Raw genomic sequence first — 24,594 nt, 5'->3', positions numbered from 1 at the left:
CAACCCTATTCGCTCCAGTTGAGGGAGGCAAGACGATGAAAGATAAACACCCGATTCGATTCACCGTGGCCCTAGGCGTCACGCTGGCTATCGCCGGATGCAAGGAAGTCGTACCGCTCGCCACGGTGGCAACACCACCCAGCGTACCGGTGTCTGAAGTACTCATCCGTTCGGGAGCACCCTTTGCCGAATTCACCGGTTCACTCACGGCCATAGACCGGGTGGAATTGCGCCCGCGCGTTGCCGGTTATATCCAGCAGGTGAGCGTTCCGGAGGGCCGCTTTGTTGAGAAGGGGCGCAAACTGTTCCTGATCGACCCTCGGCAGTTCCAGGCGGCGGTGAACGCCGCGAAAGCCCGTCTGCGTGAGACTGAGGCGGAGTTCATTCTCGCCCAAACGGACCATCGGCGTGCCACACAATTGTTTGCCCAAAAGGTGGTGGCCCGTGAGCGCCTCGATACGACGACGGCCGTTTTAAATACGCGTAAAGCGCAGGTCGACGCCGCAAAGGCAGCTCTGGATGCCGCACAGTTGGATCTGAGCTTCACCAGCGTCACTGCGCCGATCAGCGGACGCATCGGGCAAGTCCTGGTCACCGAGGGCAACTATGTCGCCAGTGGCGTAACGCCGCTCACCACCATTGTCTCGCTCAACCCACTCTACGTCTATTTCGATATCGACGAACGCACCTATTTACGATCGCTCGCCGCAGACCGGGCCAACGCGACCGCCAGGGTCGGGGTGGCATTACTTACCGACAAGACCTATTCACGGCCGGGCCGGATCGACTTTCTCGCTAACACCGCCGATCGAGGTACCGGAACGGTACGTGTGCGCGCCATTGTCGACAATCCCGAGGGGCAATTAATGCCCGGCCTGTTCGCCAGGGTCAAACTGGAGACCGGTGCACCACAGGCCAGGGTTTTAATCTCCGATCAATCGATCGGTACCGATCAGGGACGCCGCTACGTACTCGTGGTCGGTAAAAACGATAAGACGGAGTATCGGCCCGTTGAAATTGGCCCGGTACTTGAGGGATTACGCGTGATTGAGCAAGGTCTGCAACCCGGAGAACGTATTGTCGTCAAGGGATTGGTGCGCCCCGGTATGCAGATTACCCCGCAACCGGCGGCGATCGACGGTACGCCATTGCCGAGGGCTAAGTCATGACCTTCCCGCGCTTCTTCATTGACCGCCCTATCGTGGCTATCGTTCTCTCGATCCTGATGGTGATCGCCGGGATCCTCGCCTTCTTTCAGTTACCGCTCAGCGAATATCCTGCGGTGACGCCACCGACCGTGCAAGTCAGCGCGACCTACCCGGGAGCCAACCCCAAAGTGATCGCCGAAACGGTCGCTGCGCCGCTCGAACAGGCGATCACCGGTGTTGAAGGCATGCTGTACATGTCGTCGCAGTCGGCTAGCGATGGGCGAATGATCCTGACCGTCACCTTCGCACAGGGGACCAATGCCGATATGGCACAGATCCAGGTGCAAAACCGGGTCTCGCGCGCATTGCCGCGCTTGCCGGAAGAGGTTCAACGTCAGGGCGTGGTGACGCAGAAAACCTCGCCGGACATCCTGATGGTGGTTCACCTGCTGTCACCCGACAAGCGCTACGATCCGCTTTACATGTCGAACTACGCTTTTCTACAGGTGCGCGACGAGCTGTCCCGCATTCCGGGCATCAGCGACGTTCTGGTTTGGGGAGCCGGTGAATACAGCATGCGCCTGTGGCTCGACCCGGACCTGATCGCCGCACGCGGGCTGACAGCGGGTGAAGTAATCGCCGCAGTGCGTGAGCAAAACGTGCAAGTGGCGGCCGGCTCCGTTGGCCAGGCACCCCACTCCAATGCGGCATTTCAGGTGACGGTAAACACGCTCGGGCGGTTGACCGACGAACAACAGTTTGGCGATATCATCATTCGCACCGGTCTGGACGGACAAGTTACGCGCCTGCGTGATGTCGCCCGCATTGAAATGGGGGCCGATGCCTATGCCCTGCGTAGCCTGCTCGACGGTGAACCGGCCGTTGCGCTGCAAATCGTTCAGAGTCCCGGTGCTAATGCGCTGGACGTTTCACAGGCGGTACGGGCAACCATGCAGCGGCTTGAAGGCAACTTCCCACCCGGCCTTAGCTCACGCATCGCCTATGATCCGACGGTATTCGTTCGCGCCTCGCTTGAATCGGTGGCCCTCACCCTGCTGGAAGCCCTGATATTGGTGGTCATTGTGGTGGTGCTGTTTCTGCGCAATTGGCGGGCTTCGCTGATCCCACTGCTGGCCGTCCCGGTCTCGCTGATCGGCACTTTTGCCGTCATGCACCTGATGGGATTTTCGCTGAACACCTTATCGTTGTTTGGCCTGGTACTTTCGATCGGCATCGTTGTCGATGATGCGATCGTGGTTGTCGAGAATGTCGAACGTCACATCGAAAATGGCGAGCCCCCCAGACAAGCCGCCAGGCGAGCGATGGACGAAGTCACCGGCCCGATCATTGCCATTACCTCGGTGCTGGCCGCCGTTTTCATCCCGACCGCCTTCCTGAGCGGTCTGCAGGGTGAGTTTTATCGCCAGTTTGCGCTCACCATTGCTATCTCGACCCTGCTGTCGGCGGTGAATTCGCTGACACTCAGTCCGGCGCTCGCCGCGCTTTTGCTGCGGCCACGTCAGCCTGCCATGGCGCGCGATCCACACAGTCTGCGTGGCCGCACCGAACGCTGGTTTCAGGCTTTCGGACGGCCATTCCAGCGTGCACCCGATACCTATGCCGGTACGGTGCGCAAGGTGGTCCGGATCAGTGGCGTGGCGCTGGTGATGTATGGCGGGCTGCTCGCGCTGACTTTCTTCGGTTTCAGGGCTGTACCGCCGGGCTTTGTGCCGATGCAGGACAAATACTATCTGGTTGCCATCGCCCAGCTCCCCAATGGGGCGTCGCTGGATCGCACCGATACGGTCGTCAAACAGATGTCGAGAATGGCACTGGCAGAGCCTGGCGTTGAAAGCGTGGTGGCTTTCCCGGGGTTGTCGATCAACGGTTTCGTCAATGTACCCAATGCCGCCGTCATGTTCATCATGCTCGACCCGTTCAAGGCGCGTACAACGTCTGACCTGGCAGCGACGGCGATCGCCGGCCGCCTGCAAGCAAAATTCGCCGCTATTCCTGACGGCTTCCTCGGCGTGTTCCCACCGCCACCGGTGCCCGGCCTCGGTGCAACCGGGGGCTTCAAGATGCAGATCGAAGACCGCAGCGGTGCCGGACTGGAAGCCCTGGCCCAGCAGACGCAAGTGCTGATGATGAAAGCCAATGAGTCCGGTCAGGTGGCCGGGCTGCTCACCAGTTTTGACGTCAATGCCCCGCAACTCGACGTCGCCATCGACCGCACCCAGGCCAAAAGTCAGGGGGTCAATTTGGCGGACGTCTTTGAGTCGCTGCAGGTCTATCTTGGCTCTCTGTATGTCAACGACTTCAACCGGTTCGGTCGCACCTATAAGGTGACCGCTCAGGCCGATGCCGACCATCGCATGCAGGCCGAAGCCATTGGCCGTTTGCAGGTGCGCAATGCGGCCGGTGAGATGTTGCCTTTATCTTCATTTGTCACCGTTACGCCGGGCTCAGGCCCAGACCGGGTGATCCACTACAACGGCTATCCTTCGGCCGACATCTCGGGGGGCGCAGTGGCGGGTGTCAGTTCGGGACAAGCCGTGGCAGTGATGGAACGCCTGGCGAGGGAAACCCTGCCGAAGGGTATGACTTTCGAATGGACCGATCTCACTTACCAACAAAAACTGGCGGGCTCCACGGCACTGTTCATTTTCCCGCTGTGTGTGCTGCTCGCCTATCTGATCCTCGCCGCCCAATACAACAGTTGGTTGTTGCCCCTGTCAGTGCTGCTGATCGTGCCGACCAGCCTGCTGAGTGCCATCACCGGCGTGTGGCTAACCGGCGGTGATAACAACATCTTTGTGCAAATCGGGCTGATTGTGCTGGTCGGCCTGGCCGCCAAGAATGCGATCCTGATCGTTGAGTTTGCCCGCAGTCTTGAAGCCGAAGGGACCAGCCCCCTGGAGGCGGTTATCGAAGCCTGTCGACTGCGGCTACGGCCGATCCTGATGACCTCGCTTGCCTTTATTGCCGGAGTGGTTCCGCTGATGCTGGCCAGTGGCGCGGGCGCAGAGATGCGCCAGGCCATGGGGATTGCGGTGTTTGCCGGCATGCTCGGCGTGACGCTGTTTGGCTTGTTCCTGACGCCGGTCTTTTATCTGGTGATGCGTGGCCTGGCGGCCCGCTTCGATCGGTACCGTTCGCGAATCAAAGCACGCAGAGAGGGAGTCTCGTCATGAAAATGCGCTATCAAGCTCTTGTAGCACCGCTGAGTGCGCTGGTCCTGCTGAGCGGCTGCGTGGCGGTCGGCCCCGATTACACGCCGCCCCCGCTGTCGTCATCGGCGTTTCCCAGCGGTTTTGCTAACCCGGCCGCAGGTCTGAGTTCGGGCCGGGTTGAGGTGCAGTGGTGGCGCACCTTCGAGGAGCCGGCGCTGACCCGTCTGGTTCAGCAAGCGCTGGCGGCAAACCATGACATTGGTATCGCTGCCGCAAGGCTGGAGGAAGCAAAAGCCCTGCTGCGCGAGAACCGTCAGAACTTCCTGCCGCGAGGGGGCCCGGCGCTCAGCTATGACCAGCGTCGCTGGAGTGAAACGGAGATTTCGCCTGACCAACCGCGCCAAGCTGAAAGCTATCGTGGGGCGATCGACGCAGCCTGGGAAATCGATCTCTTTGGCCGCGTGCGGCGATCGGTGGAGGCCGCTCAAGCACAAGCGGGCTCACGCGAAGCCTTGTTGCGCGGTGTACAGGCGAGCGTCGCTGCCGAAGTGGCGGCGACCTGGTTTGAATTACAAGGTATCGAGGCCGAGCTTGCGGTAGTCGCCGCGACTCGCCAAAACCAGCGCGAAAGTCTGGCGTTGGTTGAGCGAAGGATCAGCGCCGGTTCCGCCAGCGAAGTCGACCGGCTGCGTGCCGAAGCCTTACTGCGAAATGTTGAGGCGGCCACGCCAGAACTTGAACGCCGCCGTGCAGCCGCCGGCAACGCCTTGACCGTCCTGCTGGGTGAGACGCCGCAAAGATTCAGCCCCCCTGCTGCCACAGCTACGCAGGAGATGCTGAAAGTTCGAACCCTGGCCGTGGGTGACCCTGCCGCGCTCCTGTGGCGGCGCGCTGATATTGCAGCGGCCGAACGGAACCTGGCGGCGGCAACCGCCGGAATTGGTGTAGAAACGGCTGGCCTTTACCCCGAGATCCAGATAACGGGGTCGATCGGGTTCGTCGCCGGCAGTCTGGATGCGATGAGCGGCGCGGGAGCCCTGTCGAGCTTTATCGGCCCGGTCATTCGCTGGTCACTGTTTGATAGCGGGCGTGTCCGCGCCCGCATCGCCGCCAGCGAGGCACGCGCCAAACAGGCCCTGATCCTCTACGACCAAACCTTGCTGCGGGCCCTGCAGGAAACCGATGATGCCTTTAAGGCTTATAGCGCCGCTGGCAGCACGCTGGCGCTGCGTCTGCATGAGTCAGCGGCCAATCGCGAGGCGGCCCGACTGGCCCGGGTGCGGTTCTCTCAAGGTGAAGGCCTCTACCAGGAGGTCCTCGATGCCGAACGTTCTGACTTCGCCAGCCGCCGGGCGCTGAGCGTCGCACGAATCGACCAGCAGCTTGCCATTGTCAGTATCTACAAGGCGCTGGGCGGTGGTTGGCAAGCTTGTACATCGGGACTGAACGACTGCCGAGGCGCCGACGGCACGACTAATTCGCAACGGGTAAAATAAATCATCGACAGTTGTTGACCTTCCAGCGGTGGGAAGCTTTAAGCTTTCAGCAACAGACACCATAAAGGGGCAGTTCAATGACTTCCGTTACCCTCAAACCCGATGCCAATCCGACGCTGTCCTCAGTCACTCGACTGAGTTTACCGGTCGACGGCATGACCTGCGCCTCGTGCGTCGGTCGTGTCGAACGCGCGCTGAAAGCTGTGCCGGGCGTGCAGACCGCCTCGGTCAATCTTGCTACCGAACGCGCCGATCTCACCTTCACTGGCGCGGCCGCCCCCCAGGAGGTGGTCCGTGCCATCGAGAGCGCCGGTTACGCCGTGCGTGAAGAGACCACCGAGTTGGCGATCGAGGAGATGACCTGTGCGTCTTGTGTCGGCCGGGTTGAAAAAGCCCTGGCACAGCTCCCCGGCGTGCTCGAGGCCAGCGTCAATCTGGCTACCGAACGTGCGCGGGTACGTCACCTTGCCGGGGTCGTCGCCATCACCGACCTTGAGGCTGCCGTTGAAAAGGCCGGTTATAAAACACGACGTTTATCCACCGCTACGGCCAGTGCAGACGATCAGGATACCGAGCGTCGTGAGCATGAGGCGCGGGGGCTGCGGCGCTCATTACTGATTGCCGCTACCCTCACCTTGCCGGTGTTCATTCTCGAGATGGGCTCGCACCTGGTGCCCGCGATGCACCATTGGGTAATGCAGGTGCTGGGGCAGCAGACCAGTTGGTATCTGCAGTTTGTTCTCGCCACCCTGGTGCTGTTCGGGCCGGGTTTGCGCTTCTTCCGTAAGGGGATCCCGGCGTTGCTGCGCGGCGCTCCCGACATGAACTCGCTGGTGTCGGTCGGCACAGCGGCGGCTTACGGCTACTCGGTTGTGGCGACCTTCGTCCCCGAAGTGCTGCCGCAGGGCACCGCCAACGTCTATTTCGAAGCTGCCGCCGTGATCGTCAGCTTGATCTTGCTGGGACGGACGCTGGAAGCCCGTGCCAAAGGGCGGACATCGCAGGCGATCAAGCGGCTGGTCGGTCTGCAGGCCAAGACTGCGCGCGTCGAGCGCAATGGTGAAACCCTGGAAATCCCACTCGTTCAGGTCGCCACCGGTGACATCGTGCTGGTTCGTCCGGGTGAAAAAGTGCCGGTTGATGGCGAAGTCGTCGAAGGAACCTCTTACGTTGACGAGAGCATGATCACCGGCGAACCGGTGCCGGTGCAGAAAAACGTCGGTACTGATGTGGTCGGTGGCACCATCAACAAAACCGGGGCTTTCAGTTTCCGCGTCACCAAAATTGGTGCTAACACGGTGCTCGCTCAGATCATTCGTTTGGTCGAGGAAGCTCAGGGGTCCAAACTGCCGATCCAGGCGCTGGTCGACAAGGTCACCCTGTGGTTCGTGCCGGCGGTGATGGCGGCTGCGGCGCTGACCTTCCTGATCTGGTTGATCTTCGGGCCGGATCCGGCGCTGACCTTTGCACTGGTTAACGCAGTCGCGGTGCTGATTATCGCCTGCCCTTGTGCCATGGGATTGGCCACGCCGACCTCGATCATGGTCGGTACCGGCCGCGCTGCCGAACTCGGGGTGCTGTTCCGTAAAGGTGAAGCCTTGCAGGCACTGCGTGATGTGAGTGTTATTGCGCTCGATAAGACGGGCACGCTGACCAAAGGACGTCCTGAACTGACCGATCTGGTGCCCGCAGAAGGCTTTGAACACGATGAGGTTCTGGCGCTGGTGGCAGCGGTTGAAACCCGCTCCGAGCATCCGATCGCCGAAGCGATTGTCGCGGCAGCCAGGCAACGGAACATGACGCTCGCGGCCATTGAAAGCTTTGACGCCACACCGGGCTTCGGCGTTACGGCCAGCGTCACGGGGCGAACTGTCGCCGTCGGTGCAGACCGCTTTATGACTCAGCTCGGCCTTGATGTGAGCCACTTCCAGCAGACGGCCCAACGCCTCGGTGAACAAGGCAAGAGCCCACTTTATGCCGCCATCGACGGTCGGCTGGCAGCGGTGATCGCGGTCGCTGACCCAATCAAGGACAGCACCCCGGAGGCGATCAAGGCGCTGCATGCATTGGGCCTCAAGGTCGCGATGATCACCGGTGACAATGCGGCAACGGCCGCAGCCATCGCCAAACAGCTCGGTATTGATGAAGTCGCCGCCGAAGTCCTGCCTGACGGCAAGGTCGCGGCACTGAAGAAATTCCGCCTCAATGGAGCACGGGTGGCCTTCGTGGGCGACGGCATTAACGACGCGCCGGCACTGGCCGAAGCTGACGTTGGGCTCGCTATCGGCACCGGAACCGATGTGGCGATTGAGGCGGCTGACGTGGTGCTGATGTCGGGCGATCTGCGCGGCGTGCCGAATGCCATTGCACTCAGCCAGGCGACCATCCGCAACATCAAGCAGAACCTGTTCTGGGCCTTCGCCTATAACGCAGTGCTGATCCCGGTGGCGGCCGGTGCGCTCTACCCGCTGAACGGCACATTGCTTTCACCGATCTTCGCCGCGGCGGCGATGGCGCTCTCCAGCGTCTTCGTTCTCGGTAATGCCCTGCGGCTCAAACGCTTCCAGGCACCGATGACGGTCGAAACCAAACAAGATTAAGGGGTGAATGATGAATATCGGACAAGCGGCAAAATTCTCCGGCGTCTCGGCGAAGATGATTCGTTACTACGAACAAATTGGCTTAATCCCGAAAGCGATGCGTTCTGATGCCGGTTATCGCCATTACAGCACGGCAGATGCCCATAGCCTGCGCTTTATCCGGCGTGCCCGCGACCTTGGTTTTCCCGTTGACCAAATCTCGGAGCTGCTGATCCTGTGGCGCGCCTGTGACCGTTCCAGCGCCGACGTTAAGGCTATGGCGCTGTCCCATGTCGCCGGGCTAAAGGCGAAGATAGCCGAGCTGCAGGCCATGGCACAAACCATCGAATACCTGGCCGAACATTGCCACGGCAATGACCGACCGGATTGCCCAATCATTGAAGGATTGGCAGAGAAGACAGCGACGGTGGAACCGCATTCACCGGCCCCCCGCAGGACACTCCGATTTGGTATCGACATGCCCGCCTCGGCGCGCCAGCGCGGTCACTCGTGAAAACAACCGCTTGACCTTACTACGTTGGCAGGCCGCATCCTGGCCGAACACAGCCATTCACAAGGAGTTCACCATGCTACGTTTCTACATTCCCAATATGACCTGCGGCGGTTGCGCCAGCTCCGTCACCAAAGCACTACTGAGCGTCGACCCTCAGGCGGTGATCGAAACCGATCTGGCCGCGCGTGAAGTTATGGTCGACAGCACCCTGGACGAAACCCCATTCCTTGCCGCGCTAAGCTCCGCCGGATACCCGGACAAGCAATAACCCTGCCCCTGGCCGACCGCCCAACAAACTCCGGCTGTCGGCATTTTTTTATCCCGCAATTAGTTAGCCATTTTTGTTCGTTCACAGAATCAGCGGCTTGAAGGATAGTGAGTTGACCGCCTCAACCACATAATAATGCAGGTAATAATAATGATGTATAGCGCAAAACTCACCGCAGCGGCGGCACTCCTTAGCCTTTCAGCCCTGGCGCATGCCGCACCAGGCATTGATCTGATCGCCAACGAAACCCCGATTAATACGCTGAAAAGTGCTGAAGCGGCGGCCAAGATCCCGGCTGGATTTAAATTCGTCGAGCCGGGTACGCTGACCGTGGCCGTGTCTATTCTTGGCAGTGGCCCGCCATTCGGGTTGTACGCCCGTGACAATAAAACGGTGATTGGCAGCGAATCGGATATTGCCCGGCTGGTAGCCGATGGCCTGGGGCTGAAACTCAAACTAGTACCGACTTCGTGGGAAGACTGGCCGCTGGGCGTCACCTCCGGTAAATACGACGCGGCAATTTATAACATTACCGTCACCCAGGAACGTAAAACCAAATTTGACTTCGCCACTTACCGCCAGGATACGCTGGGCTTCTACGTGAAGAGCGACAGTAAAATCACCTCGATAAAATCAGCACCGGATATTGCTGGCAAGAAAATTATCGTCGATTCCGGCACCAATCAGGAGGCGGTGTTACTGGCCTGGGATAAAGAGAATCAGGCCAAAGGGCTGCCCGCCCTGCTGCCGATCTACGTGACCGACAAAGCGGCCGCCACGCTGGCCCTCCAGTCGGGCCGGGCAGATGCGACCTTTGGGCCGAACGTGGCCGGGGCTTATCAGGCAAAACTGAACGGTAAAACCACGTTGGTGGGCATCGTACCGGGCGGCTGGCCACGCAGCGCCAACATTGCCGTCACGGTGAAAAAGGGCAATGGCCTGGTGAACGCGGTGCAGGCTTCGCTCAATAGCGCTATCGCCAATGGCAGCTACCTGAAGGTGTTGGATCGTTGGGCGGAAAGCGACGAGAAAATCGAACATTCTGAAATCAACCCACTGGGCTTGGGCGACCAGTAACATCCAGAACAGGGCCCAGGGAGGGGCCCTGCATTGCAACTATCCTCTACATATCACGCCGACGCCCTTTCTCCATCTTGCGATAAAGCGTACTGCGTGAAACGCCGAGCCGTTTCGCTGCCTGGCTGATATTGCCGTTAGCGCTTCGGATAGCCTCAAGCATCTCCTGTGGTGCGGCGTGAGCATCGGCACAGCGCACCGGCAAGGTGTTGAACTGTTCCGGCAGATCGTTCGGCCGGATCAGATTACCGTCGTCCGCCAGCGCCAGCAGGACTTTCAGCGTACTCATCAACTGCCGAACATTACCGGGCCACGGATAACCTGCCAACGCAGCGACGGTGTCCGGTGCCAGCCGGATACCCCGTGACTCGGCCCCCAGCTCACGCCACAAATTAAGGATAAAACGATCGACGTGCGCCCGTTGGCGCAGCGGTAAAATACGCAGGTTAAATTCCTGAATGCGGTACATCAGGTCTTCACGGAATGCCCCCGCCGCGACCTGCTGCGCCAAATCCTGGTGGGTGGCGCAGATCAGCGAAAAGTCGACGGCATAGCTGATACGGCTGCCGAGCGGCGTGACCGTTTTTTCCTGCAATACCCGCAGCAGTCGTGTCTGTAGGCTCAATGGCATATCGCCAATTTCATCCAGGAACAACACGCCCCCGTCGGCCTCTCTGATCTTGCCGAGGTAGCCTTTCGGATTAGCTCCGGTAAAGGCGCCGGGCGCATAGCCAAAAAGTTCGGATTCGATCAGGTTCTCGGGCAGCGCGGCACAGTTGATCGCCACGAAATTGCCCTGCCGCCGGTGACTTTCCTCAAACAACCGTTGGCTGAAATACTCTTTGCCGCAGCCGGTTTCGCCACTGATGCACAGCGCCAGCCCGGCATTCAAAATACGTAATGCTTTTTGTCTGTCGGCACCGTCTTGATCAAAAGGCAGAACCCGCGATCTGATGGCCGGTGAATGCGTTTCCGGCATCTGCAACAGCGAATAATAGTGGCGATTATTGACCGCCAAAGTTTGGCGCGGTGCGTTTAGCGTCTGACGCTGCATTTCCGGGAACAACGTGGCGCAATCCAGGCTGCCAAAGCAGGCGGCGGTGAGATTAAATTCTTGCATTGCCAGTCGATTGGCGGCGGTGAGCACCTCATCGCGAAACACCAGTATCAGCTCATGGGCGCTGCCAAGCACCCGAGCATCGCTATGTAGCCGCAGCGTCCAGTGCTGAGAGGTGACACACCCCATCGTCCACTGGTGCTCTATATGCCTGACCGCCTGCAGAATCAAGGATCGTGCGTCATCGTAAGGGCGCTGTGCCGGTGTAGAAATATCCAGCACCCCGGCAATCAGGCCGTCAGGCCGGTAAATCGGCGCGGCTGCGCAGTAAAGCCCGGTATTTTGATTGAGAAAATGTTGGTCGCCATTCACTTCACACAAGCCGCCCAACGCCAGCGCCGTGCCGATGGCATTGGTCCCCCGCTCCTGCTCGCCCCATAAATTGCCCGGTGCCAGCGAGAGACGCGACGCCTTGCGCAAAAAATGGCTATTGCCGCAGGTTTCCAGCACCATGCCGCTGGCATCGGATACCACCACAATAGAAGGCTGTCGGTTAATTTCGCTGCCCAGACGTTCGATCAGCGGCCTTGCCAACTGTGCCACCCAGCCGTTTTGCCCGCGCACTTCATTGAGTAAACCCGGCCGGACAACAGGCATCCGATCGTCGGCCCGGTTAAGACCGTAAGCCTGACTACGTAGCCAGGATTCAGACATTGGACCAGGGAGAGACAGGTTATCGCTATCAGAGGCAAACCCGGTCTGGGTGGTCTGGTCTTTATGCAACATGGCCAACTCCCGCCAATAAAAGTGTTGCATTTTTGTATCATAAATGTGTCCCATGCGTTGCGACGTGGGACACAAAAATAATAGAAACCAATAATAAGCCCTCGGACTTATTGCCGGACAACGCATTTTAATTCATTTAATTTATTGATATAAAACATTTTTTAGTTTTACAGGGACGACAGTGACGCAATGTGGCATAAGCAATGCTTAGGGTTAAGCTGATGGCGCTACGCACTCCGGCGTCAACCCTACACAGTCTGTTCCCATGAGAGGTGTTTACATGAAATACGTTCATCCCGGTTTACCTGGCTCGCTGATTTCTTTCAAACCACGTTATGGCAACTATATTGGTGGCAAATTTGTCGAACCCGTTTCAGGCAACTACTTCACTGATACCTCCCCGATGACCGGTCAGACTGTCGCCGAATTCCCCCGTTCCGACGCGAAAGATATCGAACTGGCGCTGGATGCCGCCCATGCCGCCGCCGAAACCTGGGGTAAAGCCAGCGTGCAGGAACGTTCCAACGTATTACTGGCCATCGCCGATCGTATGGAATCAAAGCTGGAGTTGCTGGCGCTGACCGAAAGCTGGGACAACGGTAAGCCGATCCGCGAAACGCTGAACGCGGATATCCCACTGGCGATTGACCACTTCCGTTACTTTGCCGGTTGCCTGCGTGCACAGGAAGGCACCGCCGCAGAGATCGACCAGAACACCGTGGCCTACCATATTTACGAGCCGCTGGGTGTGGTTGGACAGATTATCCCCTGGAACTTCCCGCTGCTGATGGCAGCCTGGAAACTGGCTCCGGCGCTGGCTGCCGGTAACTGCGTGGTGCTTAAACCGGCAGAACAAACTCCTCTCAGCATCTGTGTGTTGCTGGAAATGATTGGCGACCTGCTGCCGGCCGGGGTACTCAATGTGGTTCAGGGCTTTGGGAAAGAAGCCGGTGAGGCACTGGCGACCAGCAAGCGCATCGATAAAATCGCCTTTACCGGCTCAACCCCGGTAGGACGACATATCCTTGCCTGTGCAGCGGAAAATATCATTCCCAGCACCGTCGAGCTGGGCGGGAAATCACCGAATATCTTCTTTGAAGACATCATGCAGGCCGAACCGGAGTTTATCGACAAGGCAGTTGAAGGGCTGATCCTCGGCTTCTTCAACCAGGGCGAAGTCTGTACCTGCCCTTCACGCGCCCTGATCCAGGAGTCTATCTACCCGCAATTTATGGAAAAAGTGCTGGCGCGGATCACCACCATTCGCCAGGGCGACCCCTTTGATACCGACACCATGATCGGCGCGCAGGCGTCCCAGCAGCAGTTCGACAAGATTTTGTCCTACATCGAGATCGCTAAAAACGAAGGCGGGAAAATCATCGCCGGTGGCGAGCGTGCCGGCCATGAGCAGACGTTGCAGAGCGGTTTCTATCTCCAGCCTACGTTGATCACCGGTAATAACAGCATGCGTTTCTTCCGCGAAGAGATCTTCGGGCCGGTAATTGGCGTGACCACCTTCAAAGACGAAGCGGAAGCGCTGGCACTGGCTAATGACAGCGAGTTCGGGCTGGGGGCAGGTCTGTGGACCCGCGACGTCAACCGCGCTTACCGCATGGGGCGTGCCATCAAGGCCGGACGCGTGTGGACCAACTGTTATCACCTCTACCCGGCACATGCCGCCTTCGGCGGTTATAAGAACTCTGGCGTCGGCCGCGAAACCCACAAGGTGGCGCTGTCGCATTACCAGCAGGTGAAAAACCTGTTGGTCAGCTACGATGCCAAACCGCTTGGACTGTTTTAATTTGTTGTCGTGATAAGGCCCGTCAGTCTCATCTGAAACCGCCGTCGATGGCGGTTTCACCTTTACATCGCTCCTGAGTTCGATGCTATCGATATCCTTTTCCCTTAGCCTATTGAATTAAGAACGGGTTAGATCGATAACCATACGGCCACGGATGGTGCCTGACTTCATCTCTTCAAAGATGGCGTTGATGTCACCCAACGGCCTTTTGGTGACTTTCGGCGTCACTTAATATCACTCCGGCGAGAGGGATAAAAAGGTACTTAAGCAAGAATAATGATTAACGTTTGGTTTTGATGATCTTTGTCGCTTTGGCGGGGTTGCCGGCAACAAATTCCAGGGTGGGTGAGTAGTAAAAAGGCAGCCAGGCGTGGAAGTTGCTCTCCCATTCCCACTTGACCGGGCAAGGCCACAGAATATCTTCATGCAGGATGTAATAGACCCATCGCCCGTGCGGACGGCGAGGTTTGGCTGTGCTCATAGACCCTGACTTCTTTGGCACAGGCAGCCGTTCTTCCATTTGAAATTCTCTTTATCATCAGGGGCTACGGAGTGGCAAAGGTCAAATTTAACACGGACGGCGGTCGGCAAGCCATCTTTCGCGTAAGGACATGGGGCCGCTACGACATACAACTGTCATTAATTATTCATACCAGATAAATACGCGCCTACTTTGCCGGTCATTACCATTTGGGCGACTATCTGCGGGTGGAGCATACGGACTTTATCACCCTGAAGGGTATGGTGGATGGCGACGACCTGTTGCCGTTCGCCATGGTTGAACTGGCTGGGGATACACTTTCGACTACCGGCTACGGCCCCGAAATTAGCCAAACGCTGGTGCGATAGCTACGACGCCAGTCCGCCACCGCCCGCGTAAGGGGTTTTACCGGCAATCTTCATCACCTCGGCCCCCAGAGTGACAAAAGGTGCCTGGCGGCAGGCATAAATCAGTCCACCGGCACGGGCTCGCACCGCTTTTACCGTATCGGTGATCGGGTCGATTATTTCAGCAACCGCTTCATCGGCCTCTACCCATTCTCCCGGCTGGCGCAGCAGCAACAGGATGCCGCTGGCTGAAGCGGTGACGATCTCCCCGGCGGCGAACGGCAACATGGCCACTTCTAGCTGCGGTACCCCAAGTGGGTCACTGGCAACGGCTCCACGGTGCTGTAAGTATCGATAGAGACGTTCAGCGTCGGCGCTGGCCAGTTCATGGCTGATATCGCGCTGCCCACGTAATTCCAGTGTGACCGCCATACAGCCTGGCGACATCCCATCAAGCGCCGGATGTTGCGCCACCAGCCGGTGCCAAGGCAGGCCGCAGGCTTCATCAAAGGAGCCACCGCCGCTGTCTTGCGAAAGCAGCACCGCGCCAATGCCCATAAAGCTAGCCAGGACTTCGGCCTGTTCGCACCAGGCCGGATCGGCGTACATATGCAAAATTGCGCGGTCGTCACAGTGCAGATCCAGAACCACATCCGCATCACAGGCCAACAGCAGCAATTGTCGGCGTAGCGCCGCGACTTCACTGGTGTCTGGCGCGGTCTGTAAAACGCTGCGCATCGCGGCACGCACCTGCTGATGTGCAAGTTCCGTGCTACTGAAATCCTGTTGCTGTAACAACTGGGCCAGGTCAGGAAAGTCACGGTTGAAGTTGCGACCGCTGACCAGATCGAAGCGCCCTACGCCACCATTGAGAACCACCTGCGCCAGTCCTGGCGGATTGGCTACCGGGACAAGAATTATTTCACTTTGCAGCTCACCACGCCGTTCCGCCTGGTTAAGTAATCTTTTAAGATAATGCAGCACCAGCATACCGGGCAGTTCGTCGGCATGCAGGCCAGCCTGCAGGTAAATTTTTTCGCCTTTACCCGGCTGGCCGAAATGAAAACTGGTGAATTGGCGCTGCCCACCCAGGGCATGTTCAGGTAACTTATGATGTTTACTTTTCATTGGACGCCCTATCTGTGGAAAAGAAAGCCCGGCTTGATCGCATCGATAAAAAAATCCTTGAAATACTGTGCCGGGATGGCCGCATTTCCTATCAGAAGCTGTCCGAGCAGGTCAATCTGACCGCTCGTCCTTGCCTGGAACGAGTTCGCGGGCTGGAACGCGACGGTATTATTCGTGGCTACAGCGCCATTATCGAACTGCCGGAGCCCGAACATGCGTTTGTGATCCAGGCGCAGATCGCGCTGGCCGACCATGGCCATTCTCAACCGGCGTTCGAGCAGGAAATGCGTAACACCCCGGAAGTGCTGGACTGCTGGCTGGTCAGCGGCAACTTCGATTTTCTGGTGCGTATTGGCTGCCGCAGCATGGAAAACTACCGGCTGCTGGCCGATACCTGGCTGACCAGCAAGAAGTTCCGGGTGGATAAAATCGTCACTCTGACCGAACTACAGTCGATCAAACGCTCCTGAAGGCGCTCAGTCACGGCGGATAAACGCCAGCCAGCGTCGCTCCGCGCGTGAAAACAGGAAAATCAGCAGGAAGGTGCACAGCAGGTACAGTGCCGCCGCCATCAGGAACGGAATAAAGGGTGAATAGGTGGCGGCATAAAAGGCGCGTGCCACGCCGGTGATATCCAGCAGCGTGACGGTACTGGCCAACGAAGTGGCATGCAGCAGGAATACCATCTCGTTATTCAGCGCAGGAATGCCCCGCCGCAGCGTTGCCGGCAGCACCAGCCGACGGATGATCTGCCACTGGCTCATGCCATAGGCCTCACCGGCAATCCACTCCTGACGCGGGAAGGTTTCCATCATGCCGGCCAACAGTTGGGCGACGTAGGCGCTGGTATTGAGCACCAATGCCAGCGTGGCGCAGAATGTGGCGTCACGAAACAGCAGCCAGAAAGGCTGATCGTTCTGCCAGCCCAGTTGCACCACGTCAAACTGTGACAGGCCGTAGTAAATCAGCATCAACTGCAAATAGAGCGGCGTACTGCGGAAAAAATAGGTCACACTGCGGATCAGCCATGACACCGGGCGTGGGCCATAAACCTGGCCAATTGCCATCAGCGCCGCCAACAGTAACCCCGGGACCACCGACAGCAAGAACAGTTTGGCGGTCATCGCCAGTCCGGTCACGTCAGAACCGTCGCTCCACAGAAAACTCGGTGCGGCTTCCAGGATGTTTTGCAGGTTCATCAGCGTGCTCCGGCAGAATGTGAGGAAGCCAGCGCATAACGCCGTGCCAGCCGACTAAAACCCCAACTGGAAACGGCGGTAATCACCATGTAAATCAGCGCCACCAGGAAGTAGAACAAGAAGGGTTTTTGCGTTGCCCGCCCCGCCTGTTCCGCCAGCCATACCATGTCCTCCAGCCCGAGGATCGACACCAGCGCCGAGGCTTTCATCAACCCAAGCCAATTGTTGTTGATGCCGGGGATAGCAAAACTCAGCATTTGCGGTAGCAATACGCGGCGAAACACCTGGCCCGGACGCATGCCATAGGCCATCGCCGCCTCGAGTTGACCGCGCTCTACGGTGAGAAATGCACCGCGGAAGGTTTCGGTGTAGTAAGCGCCAAACACAAAGCCAATCGCCAGCACGCCGGAGATAAAGGTATTGAAACGCAACGGCCCCAACCCCAGCAGGCCAAGGAAACCGTTAACCAGCATCTCACCGCCAAAGAACAGCAGCAGCATGATCACCAGCTCCGGGATCCCGCGTACCAACGTAGTGTAGCCAGTTGATACCCAGCGCAACCAGCGCGGACCAAACAGCTTGATCAGCGCATTGGTCATGCCGAGCACCAGCGCCACCGCCAGTGAAACCAGCATCACGCACAGCGACAGTAACGCACCATGCACCAGCAACGGCAAATACTCTATGACCATTCCCGGCCTCCCCTACATGACTGAATCCGGGCCGGTTTAGCCGCCGTAAATATCGAAGCTGAAATATTTTTTCTGGATCGCCTCATAGGTGCCGTCGGCGCGGATCGCCTTGATCGCCCCGTTAAGCGCATCGCGCAGCGCCGGGTTGTCTTTACCCACGGCGATACCCACGTCGGAGGAAATGCTGCTGTCTTCAATCACCGGACCGGCGAAGGCAAATTTCTGCCCGCGTGGGGTATCGATAAAGCTGCTGGCGGCCTGGGTATTGTCCTGCAAGGAGGCATTAATACGTCCGGACATCAGATCCAGATAGACGTTATCCTGGTTGGCATAAGAGACAATTTTCACTCCCTTTCCGCCCCAGTGTTGCTTGGCGTAGGCTTCGTGGATCGAGCCGGTCTGCACACCAACGGTTTTGCCTTTCAGGCTGGCGACGTCAGGCAGTAACGTGCTGCCCTTGCGCGCTACCAACTGGGCCGAACTGCGGTAATAGCGGTCGGTGAAATCCACTTCTTTTTTGCGTTCATCGGTAATGGTCAGCGAGGCGATAATGGCATCGAATTTATGGGCGTTGAGCGCCGCGATCATGCTTTCGAAAGGTTGTTTAACGAACACGCATTTGGCATGCAGTTGGGTACATAACGCATTGGCGATATCGATATCAAAACCGGTGATCTCACCGCTGGGGGCCAGCACGTCAAACGGCGGATAACCACCGTCCACGCCAAAGCTGATGGTGTCGATGGCCTGAGCCGCCACAGGGCCGCTTAATGCCAGGCTAGTCAGTAAAACCGCTAATGTTTTTTTCATGGCTGAGATCCCCGGTAAAAGTAAGTGTCAGAAACGCAGTGACAGGCAGGTCAGGCCGCCGTCCATTTTTTTAAATTCGCTGGTGTCGAGCTGAACGATCGGCATACCTAATTTTTCGATTTGGGCCAGCGTTTGCGGATAACCCTGCGGCGTGATCAGTGTATCGTTGATCCACAGCGTATTACCGGCGTAGGACTCCGCTTCCGGGATCACGATGCTGTTAAAATCGCTAAAGGCAGGATGGTGCTGGTAGTCCTCCGTCAACAACAGTGTATTGCGACCCACGTAGTTGACGATAGATTTCAGGTGCAGCCCGGCGCTTACCTCAATGGCAGTGACCCTGTAGCCATAGGGTTCTACCGCCGCGCTAAACTCGCCGATACCGGCCTCATCGGTGCGTGACGTCAGGCCGACAAAAAACTGGCGATCGACCAGCAACACGTCCCCCCCGTCAAGATGGCCACGTTGGCTCATGCGCACAACCGGGCGTTCCCCTTCAAACAACGGTGCAATGGTGGCCACTTCGCCCTGACGGCTGGGCGCACCCGGATGGGTGATCACCGCTAATTCCGGCATCACAACGGCGGTGTCTTCAACAAAATGTGCATCAGGAAATGCCGGAGCAGCCGGTAACACTGTCACTTTTAGCCCCAGGCGGAGCAAGGTGTCTACATAGGCCAAAAACTGGCGGCCGGTGGTCGCGATATCCGGGGCACCCAGTTGGGCGGTGGTCTGCCCGCTGGCGCAGCTATCAGCAGGGAGTCTGGCAATGGCTTGAGTAAAGTGCATGGGCGATTCTCTCGGTTGAAAAGGACGGTCACTGTTCTTCGATTATCAAACAGATAGCATCACCAATCAGGCTGAATCCGCCCTCTGGCACTCGGTATTTACGCTGTTTATCACCCTCGCCACGACCTATTCCGCTGTGCTCAGTGCAAAACTGGCTCGTTCACGACAGAGGGGCATGTGCGCCGGTGATGCGTGGCATCACTTCTTTCATCAGTTCGAGGAATTTACGCAAGCGCGCCGGATAATAACTGGCGTAGGGGTAAAGCAGATAGATGGGCAAAGAGGCGGCTCGCCAGTCCGGCATCAACGGCGTCAGCCGCCCCTGTTCCAGATCCTGTTTGACCACCCAGGATGACAGCATCGCCACCCCCACGCCGTTCAACGCCGCTTTGCGTATCGCATAGAGACTGTCGGTGCTCAACCGGGGGGTGATATCAAAACGGCAGGTTTCACCGCTGACATTATGGGTCAAGCTGACCTCATTGCGATAAAAACTGTTTAGCGCCAGCCAGGGCAACTGTGCCAAATCCTCGATCTGCCCCAGTGGCGCATGCGCCGCCAACAGCTCAGGGGCGGCCACCACTATCCGCGGTACCTCCGCCAGCAGCACAGCGACCACGGAAGGATCGGTCACCGCACCGACGTGGATCGCACAGTCCACGCCTTCAGGTATAAAATCGGGCGAGTGATCGTTGAGCGTCCACTCCACGCTGGTTTGGCTATAGCGTTGCAGATAATCGCCCAGAGGCCCAATCAACTGGTCCTGACCAAAGGCATGCGGCGCCCTTACCCGCAAGACACCGACCGGCTCATCGCGCGCGCCTCGCAGTTCATCCTCCATGATTTGCCATTGCTCAATCAGCTTACGGGCATGTTGATAACAACGTTCGCCATCGTCGGTCAGCTTCATGCTGTGGGTGGTCCGCTGGATTAATTTAACGCCCAGCAGTTGTTCCAGCACCTGCAAACGCCGGCTGACGGTGGGCTGTGAAGTCTGCATTTGTGCCGCCGCCGCCGAGAGGCTGCCGCTGTCGACGATACGCACCAGGGTTTGCAGCATGGCTATGCGGTCGCCATTAGGAAATAGGTTCTTATTCATACCTATTACGTATAACAGTTTTACCTGCACGGGGGCTACAGTTTGTGGCGAATACTGGCAAAAATAGCCGCACTTAACCTCGATTGGAATAACCACCATGAGCCAGATTTCCCCCGTCACTAACACCACCGCGCCTGTCAGTGCGCTTTCCGCCAAAGTTGTCTTTCTGCTGGCTACCGGCGCCGGTCTGAGCGTCGCGTCCATTTACTACAGCCAGCCAATGCTCGGCATTATGGGTAATGCATTCCACGCCGGAGTGAGTGACACCGGCATGGTGCCTACGCTGACTCAGGTCGGTTACGCACTGGGGATCCTGCTGCTGGCGCCGCTGGGCGATCGCCACGATCGTCGCCAGATCATTCGCATTAAAGGCGTGCTGCTGGCACTCACCCTGCTGCTTTGCGGTTTTTCTTCGTCATTTCCGTTGCTGTTGCTCAGTAGCCTGGCGATCGGTCTGGCCGCTACCGTGGCGCAGGACATTATCCCGGCGGCTGCCACGCTGGCGTCTGACGCCAACCGGGGCAAAACGGTGGGTACGGTGATGACCGGGCTGCTGGCCGGCATTTTGCTGTCGCGGGTTTTCAGCGGCGTGGTGGCGGAGTATTTCGGCTGGCGCAGCGTTTACCTGTTGGCGGCACTGGGTGTGCTGGCGATCACCTTGGCGATCGGGGCGGTACTGCCGCGCTTTAAGCCCAATACCACACTGACCTACCCGGCATTGCTGCGATCTTTAGGCAAATTGTGGGCGGACTACCCGGAGCTGCGGCGCGCGGCGCTGGCGCAAGGCTTACTGTCGGTGGCGTTCAGCGCTTTCTGGTCGACACTGGCGGTGATGCTGGCAGAGCGCTATCAACTGGGCAGCGCCGTCGCCGGAGCTTTTGGTCTGGCGGGGGCGGCCGGTGCCCTGGCTGCGCCGTTAGCGGGGATATTGGCCGATCGTCACGGACCGGACTACGTCACAAAAATCGGTGCTGCCATGGTGGTGGTTTCATTCGCCCTGATGTTTCTGCTGCCGTTGCTGTCGGTACCGGCGCAACTGGCGTTGATTGCCCTGAGCGCAGTAGGTTTTGATCTCGGTATTCAGGCTACGCTGGTGGCGCACCAGACCATTATTTACGCCATCAACCCGGCGGCACGCAGCCGCCTCAACGCCATCATGTTTACCCTGGTGTTTGTCGGTATGGCCAGCGGCGCGGCACTGGGCAGCAAGATCCTCGAAAGTGCCGGTTGGCCGGGCGTGGTGACACTGGCTACCCTGGCGGCTACGGGTGGACTGGTACTGAGGATGTTGGCCAAACCCGGTACCCGCGCCGCAGCCTGAGCCACTGGGTCTTATTTCGGAGTAGCCGCCATAAACTGGGCCAGATTATCCTGGGTGATGATTTTATAAGGCACCCAGTGATACGGCTCGGTTTTTTGTTTTTCCAGCAGCGCCTGGGTCACCTGCACCGCGCCGGTGGCCTGGCCTTTGGCGTCCTGGAAGATGGTCAGGGTCATGCTGCCGTTTTTGATAAACTGCTGACCATCCGGTGTACCGTCAATACCCGCCACCAGAATGGTTTTATTTTTGGCCTGGTTCAGCGCCATGATGGCACCGATTGCCATTTCATCATTGTTGGCAGCAATAGCGTCAATCGGGCGGCCATTCAGCAGCCAGCCGGACACCACGTCCACAGCTTCATTACGCTGCCATCTGGCGGTCTGCTTCTCCAGTACTTTCATGTCCTTGTACTTGGCGATCACCGCTTCCACTGCACGGGTACGCTCACGCGCTTCTTCATTGGACAGCGCCCCCATCAGGATTGCCACGTTGCCGCGGTAGTTCATTTTTTCCGCCAGCGCTTCCATTTGCATCTCACCGCCCGCCGCCGAGTCGGAGCCGACATAGGCCATGGTCTTGCCCAATTTCAGCTCGGGTTTACGGTTAACGAAAATCAGTGGAATGTTGGCGCGTTCGGCGGCATCCATCATCGGTTTCACCCCCTGGGTATCGACCGGGTTGAGGATAATCGCGTCTACCCCCAGGTTGATAAAGTCATCTACCTGCTGTACCTGAAGCGCCACGTCCCCCTTGGCATCGACAAACTGACCGTCCATGTTCAGCAGTTTCAACTCGCTGACCATCTGCGAGCGCAGAATAGAGACAAAATTAAGATCGAAATTGGCCAGTGCCACGCCGACCTTATAGGTTTTCGCCTGGACGCTGAAGGTCATAACCAGGCTCAGCAGAAGCAACAGCAACGTTTTTGTTTTCATGATGACATCCTGTAGGTTGAGGTTTATTTATTATTAAAATCAACGCATCACTGCTTATCCCGGGTAACAGACCACTACCCGACCGGCTTAGGATTAGAGGGTGAAATGGTCACGGAACTGTTGCAGCGCCTCGGTGCTGTCACCGGCTGCCCAGCCCTCCATCGCCACCACGCCCTGATAGCCTATTTCGTCCAACGTGCGGGCGATGGCGCGGTAGTTTATTTCGCCGGTACCGGGTTGTTTTCGCCCCGGCACATCAGCCACCTGGATTTCACCGATCGCCGGACCGCAGCGGCGGATCAGTGCAATCAAATTACCCTCGCCAATTTGCGCATGATAAAGATCGAGATTCATCTTCAGCCCCGGGCGGTTAACTGCCTCCACCAGAGCCAGCGTGTCGCCGGCTTTGGCAAAAGGCGTACCCGGGTGATCCAGCGGCAGGTTGAGGTTTTCCAGCGTGAAGACTTTGTCGGCCTCCTCGCCCATCTGCGCCAATCGGGTCAGCGTCTCGGCCGCCTTCATCCACATGGCACCTGTTACCACCTGCACCGGCTTCACCGGCAGCCCTTGCGAGTCCAGGCCGGTGCCATGCAGGTTCAAACTCGGGCAGTTTAAGCGCTGCGCCACGACCAGCGATTGCCGGGCGCTGTGCAACAGTTGGGCGATGTCCTCTTCATCGGTCAGATTACCGCTGAGATAGCCGGTCATCGAGGTAAAGCGCGCTCCGGTAGCCACCAAAGCATCAAGGTCTTTATTGCCCCAGTTCCAGATTTCAACGCCAAAACCGAGTGCATCAATACGCGCCACGCGTTCGACAAACGGCAGATCGAGAAACACCATTTCGGCGCAAACGGACAACTGATAATTGGCCATTATTGATCTCCCAGTTTGATCGGTTTGCCCTGCTGCACCGACGCAATACAGGCCAGCGCGATTTCCAGCGCATTGCGTGCATCCTGGCCAGTGGCCCGAGGTTTTTGCCCTTGCTGAATGCACTGGGCGAACTCGGTCAGCTCCGCCACGTAGGCGTCATGCAGCAAATCGGTATCCTGTCGTGAGGTCTCAATGGCGATGCCGCCGGCGTGATAGCGCACGCAGTTATTCAAGTTGATATTGCCCGCCTGCAGCATGCCCTGGCTGCCGAACACTTCACCACGCACGTCATAGCCGTAGACCGCCTGGAAATTGGCTTCGGCGGTGGCGATAGCCCCATTATCAAAGCGAATGGTCACCACCGCCGTGTCCAGTAGCCCCCGATCCTTGAAGTCCGGACGTACCAGTGCATCCGCCAGTGCATACACTTCCACCGGCCGGGCCCCAGGGTTGAAATGCAGCAGCGTGTCAAAATCGTGGATCAGGGTTTCCAGAAAGATGGTCCAGGCCGGGATCGGCGCGGGATCGCGTAACTGCGGGTCGCGCGTGACCGAGCGCGACAGCTGGGTGGTGCCATTCTCCCCTGACTTGACGGAGGCAATAGCGGCGGCAAACCCGGCGACAAAACGGCGATTAAAGCCCACCTGCAGGACCACGCCCGCCCGGTTTGCGGCGGTAATGGCGTTATCCGCTTCCTCCAGCGTGACGGCCATCGGCTTTTCACAGAACACGTGCTTACCGGCCTTGGCTGCCGCTACCACCCACTGCGCATGCGTACGCGCCGGAGAAGCGATGACGACGGCATCAATGGCCGGATCATCCAGCATCGCCTGCAAATCGCTATAGGCCTCCACACCCAGACGTTCCGCCAGCCGCTGTGCCGCCCCCGGTAACGGATCGGCCACCGCGACCAACACTGCGCCCGGCACTCGCCGCGCCAGCGATTCTGCATGAAAGCTGCCCATGCGGCCGGCACCAATCAGACCAACGCGCAGGATTTTGGGTGAATGACTCATAGTGA

22 protein-coding genes and 1 pseudogene are annotated in these 24,594 nt (G+C 58.4%); 11 read left to right on the top strand and 12 right to left on the bottom strand.

Translation table 11 applies throughout. The features are described 5' to 3' along the window. Positions 1–35 precede the first annotated feature (35 nt). The 7 genes from F8R23_RS03590 to F8R23_RS03560 all read left to right on the top strand — a co-directional run bounded on the left by F8R23_RS03590 (position 36) and on the right by F8R23_RS03560 (position 10,255). Complete coding sequence (locus tag F8R23_RS03590) at positions 36–1,169, top strand: efflux RND transporter periplasmic adaptor subunit (protein WP_129934667.1); 1,134 nt, start codon at positions 36–38, stop codon at positions 1,167–1,169. Then, the gene (locus F8R23_RS03585; protein ID WP_129934668.1) at positions 1,166–4,342 is read left to right on the top strand and encodes an efflux RND transporter permease subunit; all 3,177 of its coding nucleotides are present in this window, start codon (positions 1,166–1,168) and stop codon (positions 4,340–4,342) included. The genes F8R23_RS03590 and F8R23_RS03585 overlap by 4 nt, the downstream gene beginning before the upstream one ends. Continuing rightward, complete coding sequence (locus F8R23_RS03580; RefSeq protein ID WP_151415276.1) at positions 4,339–5,817, top strand: efflux transporter outer membrane subunit; 1,479 nt, start codon at positions 4,339–4,341, stop codon at positions 5,815–5,817. The genes F8R23_RS03585 and F8R23_RS03580 overlap by 4 nt, the downstream gene beginning before the upstream one ends. A gap of 77 nt (positions 5,818–5,894) precedes the next feature. Continuing rightward, the gene (locus tag F8R23_RS03575; protein WP_151415275.1) at positions 5,895–8,417 is read left to right on the top strand and encodes a heavy metal translocating P-type ATPase; all 2,523 of its coding nucleotides are present in this window, start codon (positions 5,895–5,897) and stop codon (positions 8,415–8,417) included. A 7-nt stretch (positions 8,418–8,424) separates the two neighbouring features. Beyond that, positions 8,425–8,910: a Cu(I)-responsive transcriptional regulator gene (gene cueR / locus F8R23_RS03570; protein ID WP_425326473.1), complete on the top strand. Its 486-nt coding sequence runs from the start codon at positions 8,425–8,427 to the stop codon at positions 8,908–8,910. 73 nt (positions 8,911–8,983) lie between these two features. Further along, the gene (locus tag F8R23_RS03565) at positions 8,984–9,178 is read left to right on the top strand and encodes a heavy-metal-associated domain-containing protein (protein ID WP_112349801.1); all 195 of its coding nucleotides are present in this window, start codon (positions 8,984–8,986) and stop codon (positions 9,176–9,178) included. A gap of 150 nt (positions 9,179–9,328) precedes the next feature. Then, a complete protein-coding gene (locus tag F8R23_RS03560) occupies positions 9,329–10,255 on the top strand; it encodes an ABC transporter substrate-binding protein (RefSeq protein ID WP_198642377.1) in 927 nt (308 codons plus the stop codon). A gap of 46 nt (positions 10,256–10,301) precedes the next feature. Here F8R23_RS03560 and F8R23_RS03555 read toward each other — a convergent pair whose 3' ends face one another. Continuing rightward, positions 10,302–12,098 (bottom strand): sigma-54-dependent Fis family transcriptional regulator, encoded by a 1,797-nt coding sequence (locus F8R23_RS03555; RefSeq protein WP_129938132.1) that lies wholly within the window; start codon positions 12,096–12,098, stop codon positions 10,302–10,304. Between the two features lie 280 nt (positions 12,099–12,378). On the opposite strand from F8R23_RS03555, the gene exaC reads away from it, so the two are divergent. After that, complete coding sequence (exaC, locus tag F8R23_RS03550; protein ID WP_129934672.1) at positions 12,379–13,899, top strand: acetaldehyde dehydrogenase ExaC; 1,521 nt, start codon at positions 12,379–12,381, stop codon at positions 13,897–13,899. Positions 13,900–14,016: 117 nt separating this feature from the next. On the opposite strand, the pseudogene adhP reads toward exaC, so the two are convergent. Then, positions 14,017–14,127: pseudogene (gene adhP / locus F8R23_RS03545) on the bottom strand (alcohol dehydrogenase AdhP); the annotation flags it as partial. A gap of 52 nt (positions 14,128–14,179) precedes the next feature. Further along, positions 14,180–14,380 carry a hypothetical protein gene (locus tag F8R23_RS03540; RefSeq protein ID WP_099062002.1) on the bottom strand — a complete coding sequence of 67 codons (201 nt, stop codon included), beginning with the start codon at positions 14,378–14,380 and terminating at the stop codon, positions 14,180–14,182. 209 nt (positions 14,381–14,589) lie between these two features. On the opposite strand from F8R23_RS03540, the gene F8R23_RS03535 reads away from it, so the two are divergent. Then, entirely contained in the window at positions 14,590–14,748 is a 159-nt protein-coding gene (locus F8R23_RS03535; protein ID WP_211369065.1) for a hypothetical protein, read from the top strand. On the opposite strand, the gene F8R23_RS03530 is transcribed toward F8R23_RS03535, so the two are convergent. Further along, on the bottom strand, positions 14,749–15,855 hold the full coding sequence (locus F8R23_RS03530; RefSeq protein WP_151415274.1) for a succinylglutamate desuccinylase/aspartoacylase family protein: 1,107 nt from the start codon (positions 15,853–15,855) through the stop codon (positions 14,749–14,751). A 14-nt stretch (positions 15,856–15,869) separates the two neighbouring features. Here F8R23_RS03530 and F8R23_RS03525 point away from each other — a divergent pair, with 14 nt between their 5' ends. After that, on the top strand, positions 15,870–16,325 hold the full coding sequence (locus F8R23_RS03525) for an Lrp/AsnC family transcriptional regulator (protein ID WP_085116755.1): 456 nt from the start codon (positions 15,870–15,872) through the stop codon (positions 16,323–16,325). A gap of 6 nt (positions 16,326–16,331) precedes the next feature. Here F8R23_RS03525 and F8R23_RS03520 read toward each other — a convergent pair whose 3' ends face one another. The 5 genes from F8R23_RS03520 to F8R23_RS03500 all read right to left on the bottom strand — a co-directional run bounded on the left by F8R23_RS03520 (position 16,332) and on the right by F8R23_RS03500 (position 20,444). Then, positions 16,332–17,054, bottom strand: a complete 723-nt coding sequence (locus F8R23_RS03520; protein ID WP_129934674.1) for an ABC transporter permease — start codon at positions 17,052–17,054, stop codon at positions 16,332–16,334. Beyond that, positions 17,054–17,746: an ABC transporter permease gene (locus tag F8R23_RS03515; protein ID WP_151415273.1), complete on the bottom strand. Its 693-nt coding sequence runs from the start codon at positions 17,744–17,746 to the stop codon at positions 17,054–17,056. The genes F8R23_RS03520 and F8R23_RS03515 overlap by 1 nt, the downstream gene beginning before the upstream one ends. Before the next feature lie 36 nt (positions 17,747–17,782). Continuing rightward, positions 17,783–18,556, bottom strand: coding sequence for an ABC transporter substrate-binding protein (locus F8R23_RS03510; RefSeq protein WP_129938130.1), 774 nt, complete (start codon positions 18,554–18,556; stop codon positions 17,783–17,785). 27 nt (positions 18,557–18,583) lie between these two features. After that, entirely contained in the window at positions 18,584–19,345 is a 762-nt protein-coding gene (locus F8R23_RS03505) for a dimethylarginine dimethylaminohydrolase family protein (RefSeq protein WP_129938129.1), read from the bottom strand. A 160-nt stretch (positions 19,346–19,505) separates the two neighbouring features. Further along, a complete protein-coding gene (locus F8R23_RS03500; RefSeq protein ID WP_151415272.1) occupies positions 19,506–20,444 on the bottom strand; it encodes a LysR family transcriptional regulator in 939 nt (312 codons plus the stop codon). A gap of 97 nt (positions 20,445–20,541) precedes the next feature. Between F8R23_RS03500 and F8R23_RS03495 the strand changes: the two genes are divergently transcribed. Further along, entirely contained in the window at positions 20,542–21,765 is a 1,224-nt protein-coding gene (locus F8R23_RS03495; RefSeq protein WP_151415271.1) for an MFS transporter, read from the top strand. A gap of 11 nt (positions 21,766–21,776) precedes the next feature. Here the strand turns inward: F8R23_RS03495 and F8R23_RS03490 are convergent, their stop codons facing one another. The 3 genes from F8R23_RS03490 to F8R23_RS03480 all read right to left on the bottom strand — a co-directional run bounded on the left by F8R23_RS03490 (position 21,777) and on the right by F8R23_RS03480 (position 24,589). Continuing rightward, the gene (locus F8R23_RS03490) at positions 21,777–22,700 is read right to left on the bottom strand and encodes a substrate-binding domain-containing protein (protein ID WP_129934679.1); all 924 of its coding nucleotides are present in this window, start codon (positions 22,698–22,700) and stop codon (positions 21,777–21,779) included. 93 nt (positions 22,701–22,793) lie between these two features. Next, positions 22,794–23,573 (bottom strand): TIM barrel protein, encoded by a 780-nt coding sequence (locus F8R23_RS03485; RefSeq protein WP_129934680.1) that lies wholly within the window; start codon positions 23,571–23,573, stop codon positions 22,794–22,796. Beyond that, positions 23,573–24,589, bottom strand: a complete 1,017-nt coding sequence (locus tag F8R23_RS03480) for a Gfo/Idh/MocA family oxidoreductase (protein WP_129934681.1) — start codon at positions 24,587–24,589, stop codon at positions 23,573–23,575. Before F8R23_RS03480 ends, F8R23_RS03485 begins: the two co-directional genes overlap by 1 nt. Positions 24,590–24,594 lie beyond the last annotated feature (5 nt).

Origin of the sequence: Serratia proteamaculans, assembly GCF_008830365.1 — a bacterium.
Lineage (GTDB): Bacteria > Pseudomonadota > Gammaproteobacteria > Enterobacterales > Enterobacteriaceae > Serratia > Serratia proteamaculans.
Note: the sequence above shows the minus strand (reverse complement) of the source record. Positions and strands in the feature narration are given on the sequence as shown.

Excerpts from the sequence above, each read along its gene's own strand:
- F8R23_RS03590 (WP_129934667.1), top strand. The coding sequence starts at position 36 with ATGAAAGATAAACACCCGATTCGATTCACCGTGGCCCTAGGCGTCACG.
- F8R23_RS03585 (WP_129934668.1), top strand. The coding sequence starts at position 1,166 with ATGACCTTCCCGCGCTTCTTCATTGACCGCCCTATCGTGGCTATCGTT.
- F8R23_RS03580 (WP_151415276.1), top strand. The coding sequence starts at position 4,339 with ATGAAAATGCGCTATCAAGCTCTTGTAGCACCGCTGAGTGCGCTGGTC.
- F8R23_RS03575 (WP_151415275.1), top strand. The coding sequence starts at position 5,895 with ATGACTTCCGTTACCCTCAAACCCGATGCCAATCCGACGCTGTCCTCA.
- cueR (WP_425326473.1), top strand. The coding sequence starts at position 8,425 with ATGATGAATATCGGACAAGCGGCAAAATTCTCCGGCGTCTCGGCGAAG.
- F8R23_RS03565 (WP_112349801.1), top strand. The coding sequence starts at position 8,984 with ATGCTACGTTTCTACATTCCCAATATGACCTGCGGCGGTTGCGCCAGC.
- F8R23_RS03560 (WP_198642377.1), top strand. The coding sequence starts at position 9,329 with ATGATGTATAGCGCAAAACTCACCGCAGCGGCGGCACTCCTTAGCCTT.
- F8R23_RS03555 (WP_129938132.1), bottom strand. The coding sequence starts at position 12,098 with ATGTTGCATAAAGACCAGACCACCCAGACCGGGTTTGCCTCTGATAGC.
- exaC (WP_129934672.1), top strand. The coding sequence starts at position 12,379 with ATGAAATACGTTCATCCCGGTTTACCTGGCTCGCTGATTTCTTTCAAA.
- F8R23_RS03540 (WP_099062002.1), bottom strand. The coding sequence starts at position 14,380 with ATGAGCACAGCCAAACCTCGCCGTCCGCACGGGCGATGGGTCTATTAC.
- F8R23_RS03530 (WP_151415274.1), bottom strand. The coding sequence starts at position 15,855 with ATGAAAAGTAAACATCATAAGTTACCTGAACATGCCCTGGGTGGGCAG.
- F8R23_RS03520 (WP_129934674.1), bottom strand. The coding sequence starts at position 17,054 with ATGAACCTGCAAAACATCCTGGAAGCCGCACCGAGTTTTCTGTGGAGC.
- F8R23_RS03515 (WP_151415273.1), bottom strand. The coding sequence starts at position 17,746 with ATGGTCATAGAGTATTTGCCGTTGCTGGTGCATGGTGCGTTACTGTCG.
- F8R23_RS03510 (WP_129938130.1), bottom strand. The coding sequence starts at position 18,556 with ATGAAAAAAACATTAGCGGTTTTACTGACTAGCCTGGCATTAAGCGGC.
- F8R23_RS03505 (WP_129938129.1), bottom strand. The coding sequence starts at position 19,345 with ATGCACTTTACTCAAGCCATTGCCAGACTCCCTGCTGATAGCTGCGCC.
- F8R23_RS03500 (WP_151415272.1), bottom strand. The coding sequence starts at position 20,444 with ATGAATAAGAACCTATTTCCTAATGGCGACCGCATAGCCATGCTGCAA.
- F8R23_RS03495 (WP_151415271.1), top strand. The coding sequence starts at position 20,542 with ATGAGCCAGATTTCCCCCGTCACTAACACCACCGCGCCTGTCAGTGCG.
- F8R23_RS03490 (WP_129934679.1), bottom strand. The coding sequence starts at position 22,700 with ATGAAAACAAAAACGTTGCTGTTGCTTCTGCTGAGCCTGGTTATGACC.
- F8R23_RS03485 (WP_129934680.1), bottom strand. The coding sequence starts at position 23,573 with ATGGCCAATTATCAGTTGTCCGTTTGCGCCGAAATGGTGTTTCTCGAT.
- F8R23_RS03480 (WP_129934681.1), bottom strand. The coding sequence starts at position 24,589 with ATGAGTCATTCACCCAAAATCCTGCGCGTTGGTCTGATTGGTGCCGGC.